Annotated in this window: 8 protein-coding genes; 2 read left to right on the top strand and 6 right to left on the bottom strand. The window is 33.9% G+C overall.

Going from position 1 to position 14,906, the window contains the following annotated elements:
* Positions 1–22: 22 nt before the first annotated feature.
* On the top strand, positions 23–802 hold the full coding sequence (locus tag V6624_RS22450) for a Ku protein (protein ID WP_111288792.1): 780 nt from the start codon (positions 23–25) through the stop codon (positions 800–802).
* Here V6624_RS22450 and ligD read toward each other — a convergent pair.
* On the bottom strand, positions 799–3,363 hold the full coding sequence (ligD, locus tag V6624_RS22445) for a DNA ligase D (RefSeq protein WP_111288790.1): 2,565 nt from the start codon (positions 3,361–3,363) through the stop codon (positions 799–801). The genes V6624_RS22450 and ligD overlap by 4 nt on opposite strands.
* A 518-nt stretch (positions 3,364–3,881) precedes the next feature.
* Between ligD and V6624_RS22440 the strand changes: the two genes are divergently transcribed.
* Positions 3,882–6,026 (top strand): catalase, encoded by a 2,145-nt coding sequence (locus V6624_RS22440; RefSeq protein ID WP_338840283.1) that lies wholly within the window; start codon positions 3,882–3,884, stop codon positions 6,024–6,026.
* 168 nt (positions 6,027–6,194) lie between these two features.
* Here V6624_RS22440 and V6624_RS22435 read toward each other — a convergent pair whose 3' ends face one another.
* The 5 genes from V6624_RS22435 to murQ all read right to left on the bottom strand — a co-directional run bounded on the left by V6624_RS22435 (position 6,195) and on the right by murQ (position 14,869).
* Positions 6,195–7,736 (bottom strand): PLP-dependent aminotransferase family protein, encoded by a 1,542-nt coding sequence (locus V6624_RS22435; protein WP_338840282.1) that lies wholly within the window; start codon positions 7,734–7,736, stop codon positions 6,195–6,197.
* Between the two features lie 304 nt (positions 7,737–8,040).
* The gene (locus V6624_RS22430) at positions 8,041–9,312 is read right to left on the bottom strand and encodes an acyltransferase family protein (RefSeq protein ID WP_338840281.1); all 1,272 of its coding nucleotides are present in this window, start codon (positions 9,310–9,312) and stop codon (positions 8,041–8,043) included.
* Between the two features lie 98 nt (positions 9,313–9,410).
* Positions 9,411–12,407 carry a glycoside hydrolase family 3 N-terminal domain-containing protein gene (locus V6624_RS22425; RefSeq protein WP_338840280.1) on the bottom strand — a complete coding sequence of 999 codons (2,997 nt, stop codon included), beginning with the start codon at positions 12,405–12,407 and terminating at the stop codon, positions 9,411–9,413.
* A gap of 70 nt (positions 12,408–12,477) precedes the next feature.
* Positions 12,478–13,986: a sodium:solute symporter gene (locus V6624_RS22420; RefSeq protein ID WP_111288780.1), complete on the bottom strand. Its 1,509-nt coding sequence runs from the start codon at positions 13,984–13,986 to the stop codon at positions 12,478–12,480.
* A 70-nt stretch (positions 13,987–14,056) separates the two neighbouring features.
* The gene (murQ, locus tag V6624_RS22415) at positions 14,057–14,869 is read right to left on the bottom strand and encodes an N-acetylmuramic acid 6-phosphate etherase (RefSeq protein WP_338840279.1); all 813 of its coding nucleotides are present in this window, start codon (positions 14,867–14,869) and stop codon (positions 14,057–14,059) included.
* Positions 14,870–14,906 lie beyond the last annotated feature (37 nt).

Genomic DNA, 14,906 nt, shown 5'->3' with positions numbered 1-14,906 from the left:
ATTCAATTTTAAAACAAAAGCCATGAGAGCGATTTGGACAGGTTCAGTAAGTTTTGGATTAATTAATATTCCGATAAAAATGTTTTCGGCGGTGCAGGAAAGCAGTTTAGATATGGATATGCTTGACGCGAAAGATTACGCCAATATCAAATTTAAACGTATAAATGAAGATACAGGAAAAGAAGTTGATTTTGCGAACATTGTGAAAGGCTACAAACTCGATGACAAATATGTCATTTTAGAAGATTCCGATTTTGAAGCCGCGGATGCCATTAAAACTAAAACAATTGATATTGAAAGTTTTGCTTTCGAAAAAGAAATCCAAAGTATTTATTACGAACAGCCCTATTATCTCGAACCAGACAAAGGCGCGATGAATGCCTACGGATTGCTTCGTGATGCGCTTGAAGCTTCTGGAAAAGTGGGCGTTACAAGATTTGTTCTGCGAAATAAAGAAAGTCTGGCCATTTTAAAACCGTACAAAAATGTTATTGTTTTAAACCGAATTCGTTTCGAGCAAGAAATTCGAAGCACAGCAGAATTAAAGCTTCCGCCAATGTCAAAAAAGTCTACAAAAGAAATGGACATGGCAGAAAAATTAATTGATCAGCTGACAGAGAAATTTGATATTTCTGGTTTTAAAGACGAATATACCGCCAAGCTCTTGGATATTATTAAAAATAAAGCCAAAGGAAAACCACAAAAAGCAGCTCCAAAATTAAAAGTCGTGCATAAACAAAGTGACGATTTAATGTCGATGCTAAAAGCCAGTCTCGAAAACAAAAAGAAAAAGTCTTCTTAACTGTTTTGACTATTTTCCAATTTGTGAATGATCTTTTTGATATTCGCTCCTTTCAATAAAACAGGTTTCCATAAATCGCCTTTTTTCTCAAAACGTTTCAAGACATTTTTGATAGTAAATTGCGACGGATGCAGTTTTTCATTTACTTCACTCCATTCTAAAGGCGTAGAAACTGTTGCGCCAGGTTTTGGACGAACAGAATACGGCGCTGCCAAAGTTTGTCCGCGTCGGTTTTGCAAAAAATCGATATATAGTTTGTTGTTTCTCTTTTTGATGCTTCTATCAACCGTCGTGATATCAGGAAGTCTGGATTGGACTTCTTTGGCAATCAATTCGCCTAGAATTTTTATAGAATCATAATCGTATTGCGCACCAAGCGGAATGTAGATATGAAGTCCCGAAGCGCCTGATGTTTTACACAAACATTCGGTTTCCAATTCGTCTAAAACTTCTTTTACGACTAAAGCAGTTTGAACGACTTGTTTAAAATCGTCTTTTGCGGGGTCTAAATCAATTACTAGCCAATCTGGATTCTGGATATGTTTAATGGTCGAATTCCACGGATTCATTTCAATACAGCCTAAATTGGCCATATAAATTAGTGTTTCTTTATTATTGCAAATAAGATAATCAATGTTGGCATTATTCGATTCTGAGAAGATTTTTTTGGTTTTAAGCCATTTCGGAATTTTATCTACATCAACATCTTTTTGGTAAAAACTAGGAGAATCAATTCCGTTTGGGAAACGGTTCATCGATTCTGGGCGGTCTTTTAAATACGGCAGAATCAACGAAGAAACTTCATTATAATATTGCACAATATCACCTTTTGTAATCTTGTCTTTCGGAAAATAAATTTTATTCTGATTGGTCAAATGCAAGGTCGTTTTGCCAATTTTTAAATCGTAATCATTTTCAGTTTTGTGTTTATTTAGTTCTCCCATTTCAATTAAATTAGAATCTCCATTTTTATTATAATTGACATTCTCCGCTTTTTTATCAATCCTGATCCCAAGATAAACAGGATGCCTCAAATGCTGATCTTGCGTCCACTCCGAAAATTTTACCTGACAAACGACTTTGGGTTTAACCCATTGAATCGGATCACGCAACGGAATTTTTTCATCAAGCGGCGATTTTTCAATAAAATGTGGTTTTAGTTTAGTATATAATTCTTTAAGAATAGCTTCTGTAAAACCAGTTCCGCATTTGCCAATATATTTCAATTTTTTACCTTCATATTGACCGAGAAGAAGCGCACCAAAATATTTTCTAGAATTTTTAGGTTCTGTGATTCCAATAATTATAGCTTCTTCTTCATTTGCTGTTTTTATTTTAAGCCAGTTTGTACTTCTTCTATTTATCGCATAAGTACTGTCAGCTCTTTTTGCAATGATTCCTTCGGTTTTATTTTTAATTGCTTGTTCAAATTGTTTTATTCCGTCGCCAATAGTATGTTCAGAATAAAAAACATTCGAAAATGGATATTTATTAAAGAGAATTTTAAGCAGTTCTTTTCGCTCCAAAAGAGATAGTTCGGTAATGAGATTTCCGTCCAAATTCAATAAATCAAAAACGTAATATTTTAGATTTCCAATTCCGGTTTTCATATAGTTTTGTAGCAGCTGGAAATCGGCTTTTCCAGAATCATTCTCCACTACCACTTCGCCGTCCAGAACGACTGTATGATCTATTTGTTTTAATTCCTCGGCAATAGGTTTGAAATTAGAATTAAAAGAAAGTTTATTTCTGCTGAATAAATCTACTTGCTGACCATTTATAACCGCAATCGTTCTGTAACCGTCGTATTTATTTTCGAAAATCCATTCGTCATCGTCAAAAGGTTCTTCGCGTACGCTGGCAAGCATAGGTTTTATAAACTCAGCTATTTCAACTTTCGGATTAGACTTTTTTTTTACCGCTTTTTTCTCAACTGTTTTCTCTTCTGTTTTCTCTTCTGTTTTCTCTTCTGTTTTTGAAGCGAGTTTTTCAGATTTTTCTATCAGCTGTTCCAAACTTCTTTTAGAAATGACAGATTTATTTTTTTCTAAAATATCTTCAGTAGAAGCATATTTATCATTTTTCTTGATTAAAAGCCAGGCATTTTCTTGTTTGCCGTGAAGTTTAACCAAGGAAAATTCACCTTTCAGTTTTTTGCCTTTTAAAACAAAACTCAAACGTCCTTTTGCTAAATCACTTAATAGCTGTTTTTCGTCAGAAGCTGTTTTTTCATCAGAAGTATAAGTTCCGTTATCCCACACAATTACATTTCCAGCGCCATAATTTCCTTCTGGAATTGTGCCTTCAAAATCTTTATAACTGTATGGATGATCTTCGACCATCATGGCGAGACGTTTTACTTCAGGATCCATCGACGGACCTTTTGGCACTGCCCAGCTTTTTAAAACGCCATCCATTTCCAGCCTGAAATCATAATGAAGATGTGATGCGGCATGTTTCTGCACAACAAAAATCAGTTCATTTACCGATTTTTCAACCTTTCCTTTGGGTTCACGGGTTTGTTTAAAATCTCTTTTCTGATGGTATTTTGACAATGACATAAGCTTTTGCGGGTGTTAGAAAGTTAGCTGCAAAATAATATGGGCAAAGAACAGCTGAATATCGCAACCGTTAAAGTCAATTGGGGGTTGATAAATGGCTACTTAAAAATAGAATGATCCAGCTGAATATGCCAATTACACCACTGAGAACTCTTGAAATAAGTGTATTGAGTGGCGAAATTGGTAAATGTCCTTTACCCATACTATATGATATTTACTATATGATATTCCATAACAATAGAAGATCAATAATAATGTAAAAAACCTTAAGTCTTTTTTGAATTAAAACTCTATTTCAAAGTTACTTTTTGCTGGACTTTTTCTGTTATAGGATTAAAATGCGTAATTATATAATTATCAGTAATGTGTTGATTTTTATTTATGTGTGATTCGAATGTTATAATCCTTAAACTGAATTGTATAAATTTTAACTTGAAAAGCACTCTAACTTTGTGAGCCTATTGTTTGAGAAATACCTCACAACCTTGAATGAATGATAAATGTAAAATCAACAGAAAATGAAAAATTCAAAAAAAACAAACCAAGACAATTCTGATGGGAAACAGAACGATTTAGAATACAATAAATCAAATGCCGAGAACGAATTTTTAACCACCAACCAAGGCGTTAAAATAAACGACAATAATAATTCTTTAAAGTCAGGAGAAAGAGGCCCTTCTCTTTTAGAAGATTTCATATTACGAGAAAAAATTACCCATTTTGATCACGAAAGAATTCCAGAACGCATTGTTCATGCACGAGGTTCAGGAGCGCATGGTTATTTTGAATTGTACAATAGCATGGAAAAATATACCAAAGCAGGCTTCTTAAACGATAAGAGTATCAAAACACCAGTTTTTGTTCGATTCTCGACTGTTGCTGGTTCTAGAGGATCTACCGATTTAGCTCGTGATGTTAGAGGTTTTGCTGTAAAATTTTATACACAGGAAGGTATTTTTGATTTAGTCGGAAATAATATGCCTGTATTTTTTATTCAGGATGCCATGAAATTTCCAGACTTGATTCATGCTGTTAAAGCAGAACCGCATAACGAAATTCCGCAGGCGGCTTCGGCACATGATACGTTTTGGGATTTTATTTCGCTAATGCCCGAATCCATGCACATGATTATGTGGGTAATGAGCGATAGAGCGATTCCGAGAAGTTTAAGAATGATGGAAGGTTTCGGAGTTCATACTTTTAGATTTATTAATGATAAAAACGAATCGCATTTTGTAAAATTTCATTGGAAACCAAAATTAGGTACACACGGAGTTGCTTGGGATGAAGCACAGAAAATATCAGGGAAAAATTCAGATTTTCATAAATTGGATTTATGGGAAGCTATAGAAGCAGGAAATTTTCCAGAATGGGAATTAGGGGTTCAGATTATTCCTGAAAGCGACGAACATAAATTTGATTTTGATTTGCTTGATCCAACAAAATTAGTTCCAGAAGAATTAGTTCCAGTTACTATTGTCGGAAAAATGGTTCTGAATAAAAATCCAGATAACTTTTTTGCAGAAACAGAACAGGTCGCTTTTCACCCAGGACACATTGTTCCGGGAATTGATTTTACAAATGATCCTTTATTGCAAGGAAGATTATTTTCGTATACCGACACACAATTATCAAGATTAGGAAGTCCGAATTTTCATGAAATTCCAATTAACAGAACCATCGCGCCCATGCACAACAATCAGCGTGACGGACATATGCGTCAGGAAATTGCAAAAGGGAAAGTGAGTTATCATCCAAATTCTTTAGGAGGCGGATGCCCATTTCAAGCCAAAATGGATCAGGGCGGATTTGTAAGTTTCAATGAACGAGTAGATGCCCATAAAGTACGAGAAAGAAGTAAAAGCTTTTCGGATCATTTTAGTCAGGCAGCGCTTTTTTACAACAGTCAGACACCTATAGAACAAGATCATATTGCAAGTGCTTTGTCTTTTGAATTGGGAAAAGTAGAAACGGTTTCGATTAGAGAAAGAATGCTCGGACTTTTAAATTACGTCGATTCGAATTTAGCGGCAACAGTTGCTAAAACATTAGGAATTGCAGTTCCGAAAGATATTGAAAAACCAATTAATCATGGAGTAGGAGCAGACGATGAAGGAAATCAAGAACCTGCAAAAGTAAAGCAAAACATAGGAAGTTCAGATGCTTTGAGTATGCTTAAAAATCCAACCATTTCAAATACGATTGCAACTCGACAAATAGCTTTTTTATGTGCTGATGGTGTAAATGCAGATTCTATAAAAGTAATGAAAACAGCCTTGCAAAATGCTGGGGCAAAAGCTGTTATTATAGCACCGCATCTAGGAACTATTGTTTCTGCAGAAGGAACAGAAATTGCAGTAGAGCAAACTTATAAAATTGCGGCATCGGTGCTTTTTGATGGTGTCTTCATTCCAAGTGGAAAAGGAATTGCAGATCTTTCAAAAATAAAAGAAGTAAAAGAGTTTTTAAATGATGCGTATCACCACTGTAAATTTATTGCAGCTGAAGCTGAAGGAGTACAAATCTTAAAAAACAACAGTGATATAAAAGCTAAAGATTCTGGAGTTTTGACAAGTGAAAATAGCGCAGACAAATTACTAGCTACTTCGTTTATAAAAGCTTTAGGAAGACATCGTTTCTGGGAAAGAGAAAAAACTTTGTAATAAATTGTATAATTGGCTGTCGAAAAAGACAGCCATTTTTTTTGTTTTATACGCATATATATTCAAACATAGCCTCGTGGTCTCAACCACGGGTTATGTTTTATAAAGATGTTCATTTGAATCTATGGAGCTGAATCATTGACTGTGTTTCCATTAGTCAGAATCACTTCAATTGTCCAAAATAATAGCTAAACAGCTACTTAAAATAGCAACTGCCTTTTCCATTTCTTCTTTTTCTAAATGTCCAAATCCTAAACGGGTTGCGGTAAGATTTTTGGTTTGATATAAAATGGTTTTCGGGAGAAATAAACCATGATTGGAACATTCCTTTTGAAATTGTATCAAATTAAATTGATCTAGCCATTCGACCCAAATTGCCAATCCTCGTGGCGGTATCTTAAATTTGATTTTACCTTTTAGTTTTTCATTTAAAAGCGAAACAAAATGATCACGGCGTTCTTTATAGATTTTTTTATTTTTTTTTGAAAGCCTGTGCACTTCGCCTTCGGTAATCCATTCGGTTAAAACTTGTTCTTTTAATACATCAATTCTAGGTTCTAGAATGTTTTGATGTTTTTCGAGTTCTTTAATAAATTCCGCAGGAGCGGCAACAAATCCGTAACTAAATCCTGATGGAAGCGATCTTCCAAAAGAACCAATATAAACCACTTTCTGATTCGAGTCGAAAGCGGCTAAAGGTAGAACTGGATTATTATCGTAATGAAAATCAAAATCGTAATCGTCTTCTAGAATTACAAATCCATATTGATTGGCCAATTCCAGAACTTCGATTCTTTTTTTCGCGCTAAGCGAAATTGTAGTTGGATAATGATAATTGGAGGTTAAATATAAAACTCGGATTTTGGTCGTTTCACAAATTTCTTTCAATTTTTTGGTATCGATTCCATCATCATTTACGGGAATGGAAATAATCTGCGCGCCAGTATTCGTCAGCGTCATATTGGACATATAGTAACCTGGCGAAGCCACAACCACTTTATCATTGGGCGAAATAAGCACTTTGGTAACCAAATATAAAGCAATTTCATGACTGCTTGTAGTAAGTAGATTAGAAGTTGCAATACGAATTCCTCGAGTAAGATTCAGATAATTAGAAAAATGTGTTTTAAAATTCGAATGCGAACGCAATTCTATCTGTTCGTAAGTTTTAGAAGTTTTTCTTCTTTTTAATTTCGAAACATATAATCTGGCCAAAACATCTGTTTGAACTAATCTTAAATCGGGCATTCCGTCATTAAATTGATGCGGAAGATTGCTTATTTCTATTGGATTTTCGAGAATCGTCGAACGCTGAAAACTAAATCCAACATTTTCTTCAGATGAATTTTGTTCTTTCGAAATCGTAAATTCGGCTTTGTTTTTTTGTTTTTGCTGCGATAAAATAAAAGTTCCTTTATTCGGAAGAGTTTCTATCCAGCCTTGTGATTCTAAATCTTGAAAAGCTTTGATTAAAGTATTTCGATTAACAGAAAGCACTTTGCACAAAATTCGGGTTCCGGGAAGTTTAGTGCCTTCAGGAAGAAAACCCGTTTGTATGGCTTTGATAAACTCAAAAACAATCTGCAAGTAAATAGCAGTGCTTTCTTCTGGCTTAAGCTGAATAAAGCTTTTAAAAGGAATTTCAACCGGACTATCCATAATTCGAAACTGATGCTTTTGATTAGTACGGCAAGATACTGCTTTTCTCAAAATTTTTAGAAAAAAGAAAAGTGATCTTGCATAAATAAGTGTTAGAACGATGACCAAATCAAACTATTAAGTCTGGCTGAAATTATTTAATTCATTCCGTAGGAATGTTTCGTAGGTAGAATCAATTTGTAATTGCAGTTTATCGTTCCGTAGGAACGTTTGATTCATAAAATAGAGCGCTGTTATATAAAATCAGGTGTTCCTCTGGAACACAATGCAAAATGACATATTCTTTTTCTACCGACCAGATATTCCTACGGAATATTAAACTGTAACTCGTTGTGGTAATTCATTATAATCTTAATTACACTTTAAAAATCAGTTTCTTTTTGTAAAAAATCCATAAAATGAAAGACCAGAAAATGGCATAAGATAAAGCGTAAGCCAACGATGCATTAAGTGGATTTTCAAAACAAGGCATAATTCCGTGATCATAAATGTAGGCTTGAAGTCCAATTTCTTCTCCAGCGATTTCAGGATTTGCCACTTTTATCGAACCTAAAACTCTCGGAATTATTCCTGAAAAGAAAAATACAATCATCGGGTTTACTCCCCAAATCAAGAATAGTTTGGTCCATTTTTTATAGCCTTTCACATCAATTATAAAATATAAAAATGTCAATGAAATTGTTGCTATTCCTGCCGTGTACAAAACGTAAGAACTTGTCCAAAGCGATTTATTAATTGGGAAGAAAGTGTTCCAAATTAAACCGCCAATTAATAGAATAATTCCTGTAATGGCTGTTTTTTTCACGATCTGAATTTTCTCGATTGAAAGATTTAGAAGTTGTCCAATGTACATTCCTAAAATTCCAGTTCCAATTGCTGGCAAAGTGCTCAAAATTCCTTCTGGATCCCAAGTTTTAGACGATGCCCATAGATGTCCGTTTAAAAGCGTATCGTCTATCCAAGCGGCAAGATTGGTTCCTTTATCAAAATTGGCAGAACCAAATCCAGGAACGGGAACAAAAGCCATTAAAAGCCAATATCCAATTAAAAGTGCGGCTAAAACTAAAAGCTGTGTTTTTAAATTTGTCTTTAAATACAAAATAGAAGTAAAGAAATATACAATTGCAATTCGCTGTAAAACGCCTGGAATTCTAGTATCTTCAAAATGTTCTAATCCGCTAAAAGATAGCGAAAGCAATATGATAAAGATCCCAACTGCAAGAATGGTTTTGACTTTCATTGAAAAGTTTCCTAAAAGTGCATAGGCAACAGCAAAAGCAATTGCTAATCTCACTGTTAATAACGGAATTCCTTCTAAACCAAATAAATGAATTCTGCTGAAAACACTTAAAAACAATCCTAAACAGAAAATTCGAAGCGAACGAACTAAGATTTTATTAAAAACACTTCCGTCAAAATGTTTTACAGGCATTGCAAACGGAATTGCAGTTCCCATTATAAAAACAAAAAACGGGAAAACTAAGTCTGTAGGCGTGCAGCCATGCCATTCGGCGTGTTCTAAAGGCGGATAAATAGAAGACCAGCTTCCCGGATTATTTACAATTGTCATTAAGAAAATGGTAAATCCTCTAAAGACATCGAGTGAAGTTAAACGTTCTTTTGTCATTGGGTTTATATTTTAGATGTTAGATTTTAGATTTTAGATTTCAGATTTTAGATTTGAATTTTGGAATTTAATTTTTTGGAATTTGGGATTTGAAATTTTTATTTTATGATTGCGTCTTGAATGATCTGCTGAATTTCTTCTCTGATTTTTCCTTTGGCTAATTTATTTTCGTCGTTAACCACTTCTGGATAAGTTCTGTTGGATAAGAAAACATAAACAATTTCGGTTTCTGGATCTGCCCAAGCCATGTTTCCTGTAAAACCAGTATGTCCAAAACTTGCTTCAGAAACGCAATTGCAAGTTGGACCGTCTTTGTGGACTCTTTTGTCAAATCCTAATCCTCTTAAAACACCTTGATTTTTGTAATAACAAGTATTAAAAGCATCAAAAGTTTCTGGAGAAAAATATTGAATTCCGCCGTAATTTCCTTTTTGTAAAAACAGCTGCATCATTTTGGCAACATCCATGCTGTTCGAGAAAATTCCTGCGTGACCCGCGACACCACCTTCCATTGCCGCAGCCATGTCGTGAACATAACCTTGAATTACCTGATGTCTGAAATAATTATCGATTTCAGTTGGAGCAATATTGCTTTTATCAAATCTGTCCAGCGGATTGTAAAGCGTATTTGTCATTCCTAATGTGCTGAAGAAATTTTCTTTGCTAAGATCTTCCAATTTTTTATGCGTTTTTCTTTCTAAATATTCTTTTAGAATAATAAAAGTAAAATCGCTGTATTTATATTCTTTTTTATGTGATACAGGACTTTCTGCAATGATTTTCATAATCGTATCATGATAATCATTTCGAATGTAAAGATTCTCAGCAACTTTCGTTGTAAAATTTGGCCCAGCTACTTTGCTGTAATATTTTTCAGAAGGCTGGTTGTTGCTGTCTAAAGTTGCTTTGTAAAACGGAATCCAAGCTTGAAGTCCGGCATAATGATTTAGTAATTCTTTGAAAGTGATATTTTCTTTATTTGTTTTAGCAAAAAAAGGCAACATGTCTTTCAATTTGGTGTCTAGCTCGACTTTGTTTTTATCATACAATTGCATCACATTTGGCAGAGTCGAAATCATTTTTGAGATCGAAGCAACATCATATAAATCTGTATTCGTGACTTTTTTTCCGTTATCGTAAGTTTGTGCTCCGTACGATTTCTGGAAAATGACACTTCCTTTTCTTGCTACCAAAACCTGCATTCCCGGAGTCATTCTGTCATCGATTGCTTTTTGTGCCACAGCATCTATTTTAGATAAAATAGCAGGATTCATATTTACATTTTCTGGAGCTGAAAACGCTAAGCGATTTAGTTTTTCTGTAGTTAAACCATCGTTGACATGAAAAGCATCATTGATAGAAACAGGCAATTTTCCTTTGGCTTCAATGGCTCCAAAAAGTAATTCTGCCGAAACAACCTGACTAATATCTGAGTTTTGATAGGAAACTACCAATCCTTCAATATCATCAAAATTTGAAATAGATAGAAGAGAATACGGTTTTGCAAAAACATCCAAAATCACTTTATTGTGTTTCGCAATTTCTTTCAGCCAAAGCATTTCTTGTAGTGTAAATTCTTGTTTTTCCCAAGGTTTATTTACTTTGTGAAAACTGATAATGACTTTGTCAAATTTTTTCAATTCCTTATTCAGACTGTCAAGATTGGTATCTTTAACTTCTGTAATTTCAGTATATTTTTTTAGGGTCGAAACAAAAGTGCTATTGGTATCTTCACCCAATTTTATGTACGCAATTTTTTCGCTTAAATCTTTTATTGGAAGAATTTCTTTTTCATTTTTTAAAACCGTAATTGCATTTTCATACAATTTATAATGTAAAGCATCATTTTGCGTCGGATTCAAATCTTCGTACAAATTATTTAAATCTATCGGTTTGTATTTATTTAGTCCCGCTTTGTATTTAAAATGAAGAATTTTTTTAACAGAATGTGCTAATCGTTCTTCTGTAATTACGTTTTGATTATAGGCAGCTTCTAGTTTTTGAAATGCTACAGGTACATTTTCTGGGCAAAGCAAAATATCATTTCCAGCTAAAATTACGGCTATTTCCAAGTCTCCAGGACCTTTAAAATTAGCCGCTCCTTTCATTGCTAAACCATCAGTAAAAATCAATCCGTTGAAACCTAATTCTTTTTGAAGCAGATTGGTTACTACATTATAGGAAGCCGAAGAAGGGCAATTTGGCTGTGATTCTAAACTTGGAATATTAAGATGCGCGACCATTACAGAAGCCAAACCTTCGTCAAATAATTTTTTGTACGGATATAATTCTACTAACTCAAGACGTTCTTTAGAAAAATTAACGGTTGGTAAAGCTTTATGCGAATCGGTTGAAGTGTCGCCGTGTCCAGGAAAATGTTTTCCGGTACAGAAAACGCCGTTTCCTTGAATTCCTTTCATTAAAGCAATCGCTTTTTCGCTTACATTGACTTTGTCTTCACCAAAAGAACGGTTTCCAATAATCGGATTTTTAGGATTGGTATTAATATCCAAAACAGGAGCAAAGTTAAAATGAACGCCAATTCGTTTGTTTTCGGCAGCCATATTTTTTCCCACGTTTTCAATTAAATTTAAATCCTGAATCGCACCCAATGTCATATTCCAAGGATAACGATACGTTGAATCTAGTCGCATGGCTAATCCCCATTCGGCATCGATTCCAATCATCAAAGGAACTTTTGCTTTTGATTGATATAAATTGGTCAATTTCGCCTGACGAACTGGTCCGCCTTGAAAGAAAATAACGTTTCCTATTTTGTAATCTTCAATAAGTTTGATGATTTGATTTGCATGTACAGAATCTTTATTGGAATAAGCCGAAACCATAAAGAGCTGTCCAATTTTTTCTTGAACCGTCATTTTGTTGTAAATGCTGTCGACCCAAGCTGTTTCTTTATCAGAATCTTTGAAAAAAGTCTTTTTTTCAGTATTATTTTTTTGAACGTAAACAACGGTGTCTTTCAAAGGAATGTCCTTGTTTGCATCGGTTACACTATTGTTTTTTTTAGAGGCGCAATTGGTAATTAAAAAGATAAAAAAGGCGTATAAGCTAATTTTTATGAATGAATTTTTCATGTTATTTTTTTTAAAATCAATTGGAATCTAACATTAAACCCAAATTGATTAATCAATATTGATAAGCTGATTAGAAGCTTATTTTGTCACTCCTTTTAGAGCTTGTAATGTATAATCCTAAATAAGTTATTAATCCGTTTAGCACGATTAATTCGTTATCAAAAACATATCCTGCAAATAGCAGTTTTGAATTTTCATTAATTAAATAAGTGAAAAATGGAGACAATAAACAGATGATTGGGACTAGTTTATCATGCACGTTTCTAGATTTTTGGAACAAACCAAAAGCGTATAATCCTAATAATGGTCCGTAAGTATAAGAAGCCACTTTAAAGATCATTCCAACAACAGAACTATCGTTTATTACGTTAAAGACCAAGATGATAAAAAACACTAAAATAGAAAAACTGATATGTACTAAATGTCTAATTTTTACTGTGTTTTTCTTATGACTGTTTTCGGCTTTGTCCATTCCTAAAAAGTCTACGCAGAAAGAAGTTGTCAAGGCAGTCAAAGCGGAATCTGTAGTTGCAAAAGTGGCAGCAATGATTCCCAATAAAAATACAATTGCAGGAACAAGCGCTAAATGATTTAAAGCAATTTCTGGGAAAAGTAAATCGGTTCTTGGTTTTCCTGTAACTAAATCAGTTGGAATTGCGATTCCGTTTTTATTTGCGTAGATGTATAAAAGCGCTCCAACACTCAAAAAGAAAATATTAATTACAACAAATATTCCTGTAAAAGTGAACATATTTTTTTGTGCTTCGCCAATGTTTTTACAGCTTAGATTTTTCTGCATTAAATCCTGATCCAAGCCAGTCATAGCAATCGTTACAAACATTCCGCCTAAGATTTGTTTTATGAAATGGAATTTACTTCCCATGAAATCATCAAAGAAAAATATCTTAGAATAATTACTGTTTTTTACTTCTTCAAAAGCGCTGATGGCACTTAAATCCATTCGATCGCAGATAAAATAAATGGTTAGAAAAACCGAAGTGACCAAAAAGAAAGTCTGTAAAGTATCTGTAATGATAATCGTTTTTAATCCGCCTCTATAGGTATAAGAGAAAATAAGCAATAGTGAAATTAAAACTGTAAATGCAAACGGAATATGATAGAAATCAAACACAAAACGCTGTAAAACAATTACAACCAAATAAAGCCTAAACGCCGAGCTAATTGTTCTACTGATCAAGAAAATAGAAGCTGCTGTTTTATAGCTAAAAATTCCCATTCTTTGCTCTATATATCCGTAAATCGAAGTTAGATTCATTCGATAATACAACGGAAGCAATAATTTTGTAATGACAATAAAACCAAGCGCATTACCCAAAACAAACTGAAAATATTTGAATTGTTCACCACTTGCAGCACCAACTTCTCCTGGAACCGATATAAAAGTTACTCCAGAAAGCGCAGTTCCGATCATTCCGAAAGCAACTAAATACCATTTTGAATTTTTATTAGCGGTAAAGAAAGCTTCGTTTCCGCTGTCTTTCTTGCTCACTCTGTGTGAAATATAGAATAATGTTCCGAAATAAATGATAATTAGAAGAAGGATGGTGCTTGGTGTCATTTTTATTTTTTGGTGTTTGATTCTTTTATAAAACTATAAAAGATTTTAGATAGTTTTAGATTTCCTGATTTTATTTTTGAGCTAATAAAACGGCTCTTACACTTTTATGCTTGTGAAGTAATTCTTCGGCTATTTCATATTCCACATCAAGTTCCTCCATAATCATTTTGATGCCACGTTTTACCAGTTTTTCGTTAGAAAGCTGCATGTCAACCATTTTGTTGCCTTTTACTTTTCCTAATTTAATCATAACCGAAGTTGAGATCATATTTAGAGTCAGTTTTTGAGCAGTCCCTGATTTCATTCGGGTACTTCCAGTTAAAAATTCTGGACCTACAATTAATTCAATTGGATAATCTGCTTCTTGAGCAATAAGTCCGTTGCTGATACAAGAAATACTTCCTGTTTTTACATTATGTTCTTTGGCCTTTTTCAAAGCTCCTAAAACGTAAGGCGTGTTTCCAGAAGCCGCAATTCCGATAATAAAATCTAAGCTTGAGATTTCATATTTGGCTAAATCTTTCCAAGCTTGTTCTGTATCATCTTCAGCATTTTCTACAGCTTTTCTAATAGCGGTATCTCCACCGGCAATAATTCCGATAATCATGTCATGAGGCACACCAAAAGTTGGCGGACATTCAGATGCATCCAAAATTCCAATTCTCCCAGAAGTTCCTGCTCCAAGATAAAATAATCGGCCGCCAAGCTGCATTTTTTTGACAATTGCTTTTACAAGCTTTTCGATTTTAGGAATCTGTTCTTCAATAATATCTGGTACTTTTCGGTCTTCTGTATTAATGTTAGTAAGAAGTTCTTTCACGCTCATTTGATCCAAGTCTTTGTACAAAGATTCTTGTTCAGTTTCAGGATTTTTATTTTTCATTTTTCTTTTTTTTGATTTTGAAACCAAACTTCTTTCG

Source organism: Flavobacterium ginsenosidimutans (assembly GCF_037478105.1).
Taxonomy (GTDB): Bacteria; Bacteroidota; Bacteroidia; order Flavobacteriales; family Flavobacteriaceae; genus Flavobacterium; species Flavobacterium ginsenosidimutans.
Note: the sequence above shows the minus strand (reverse complement) of the source record. Positions and strands in the feature narration are given on the sequence as shown.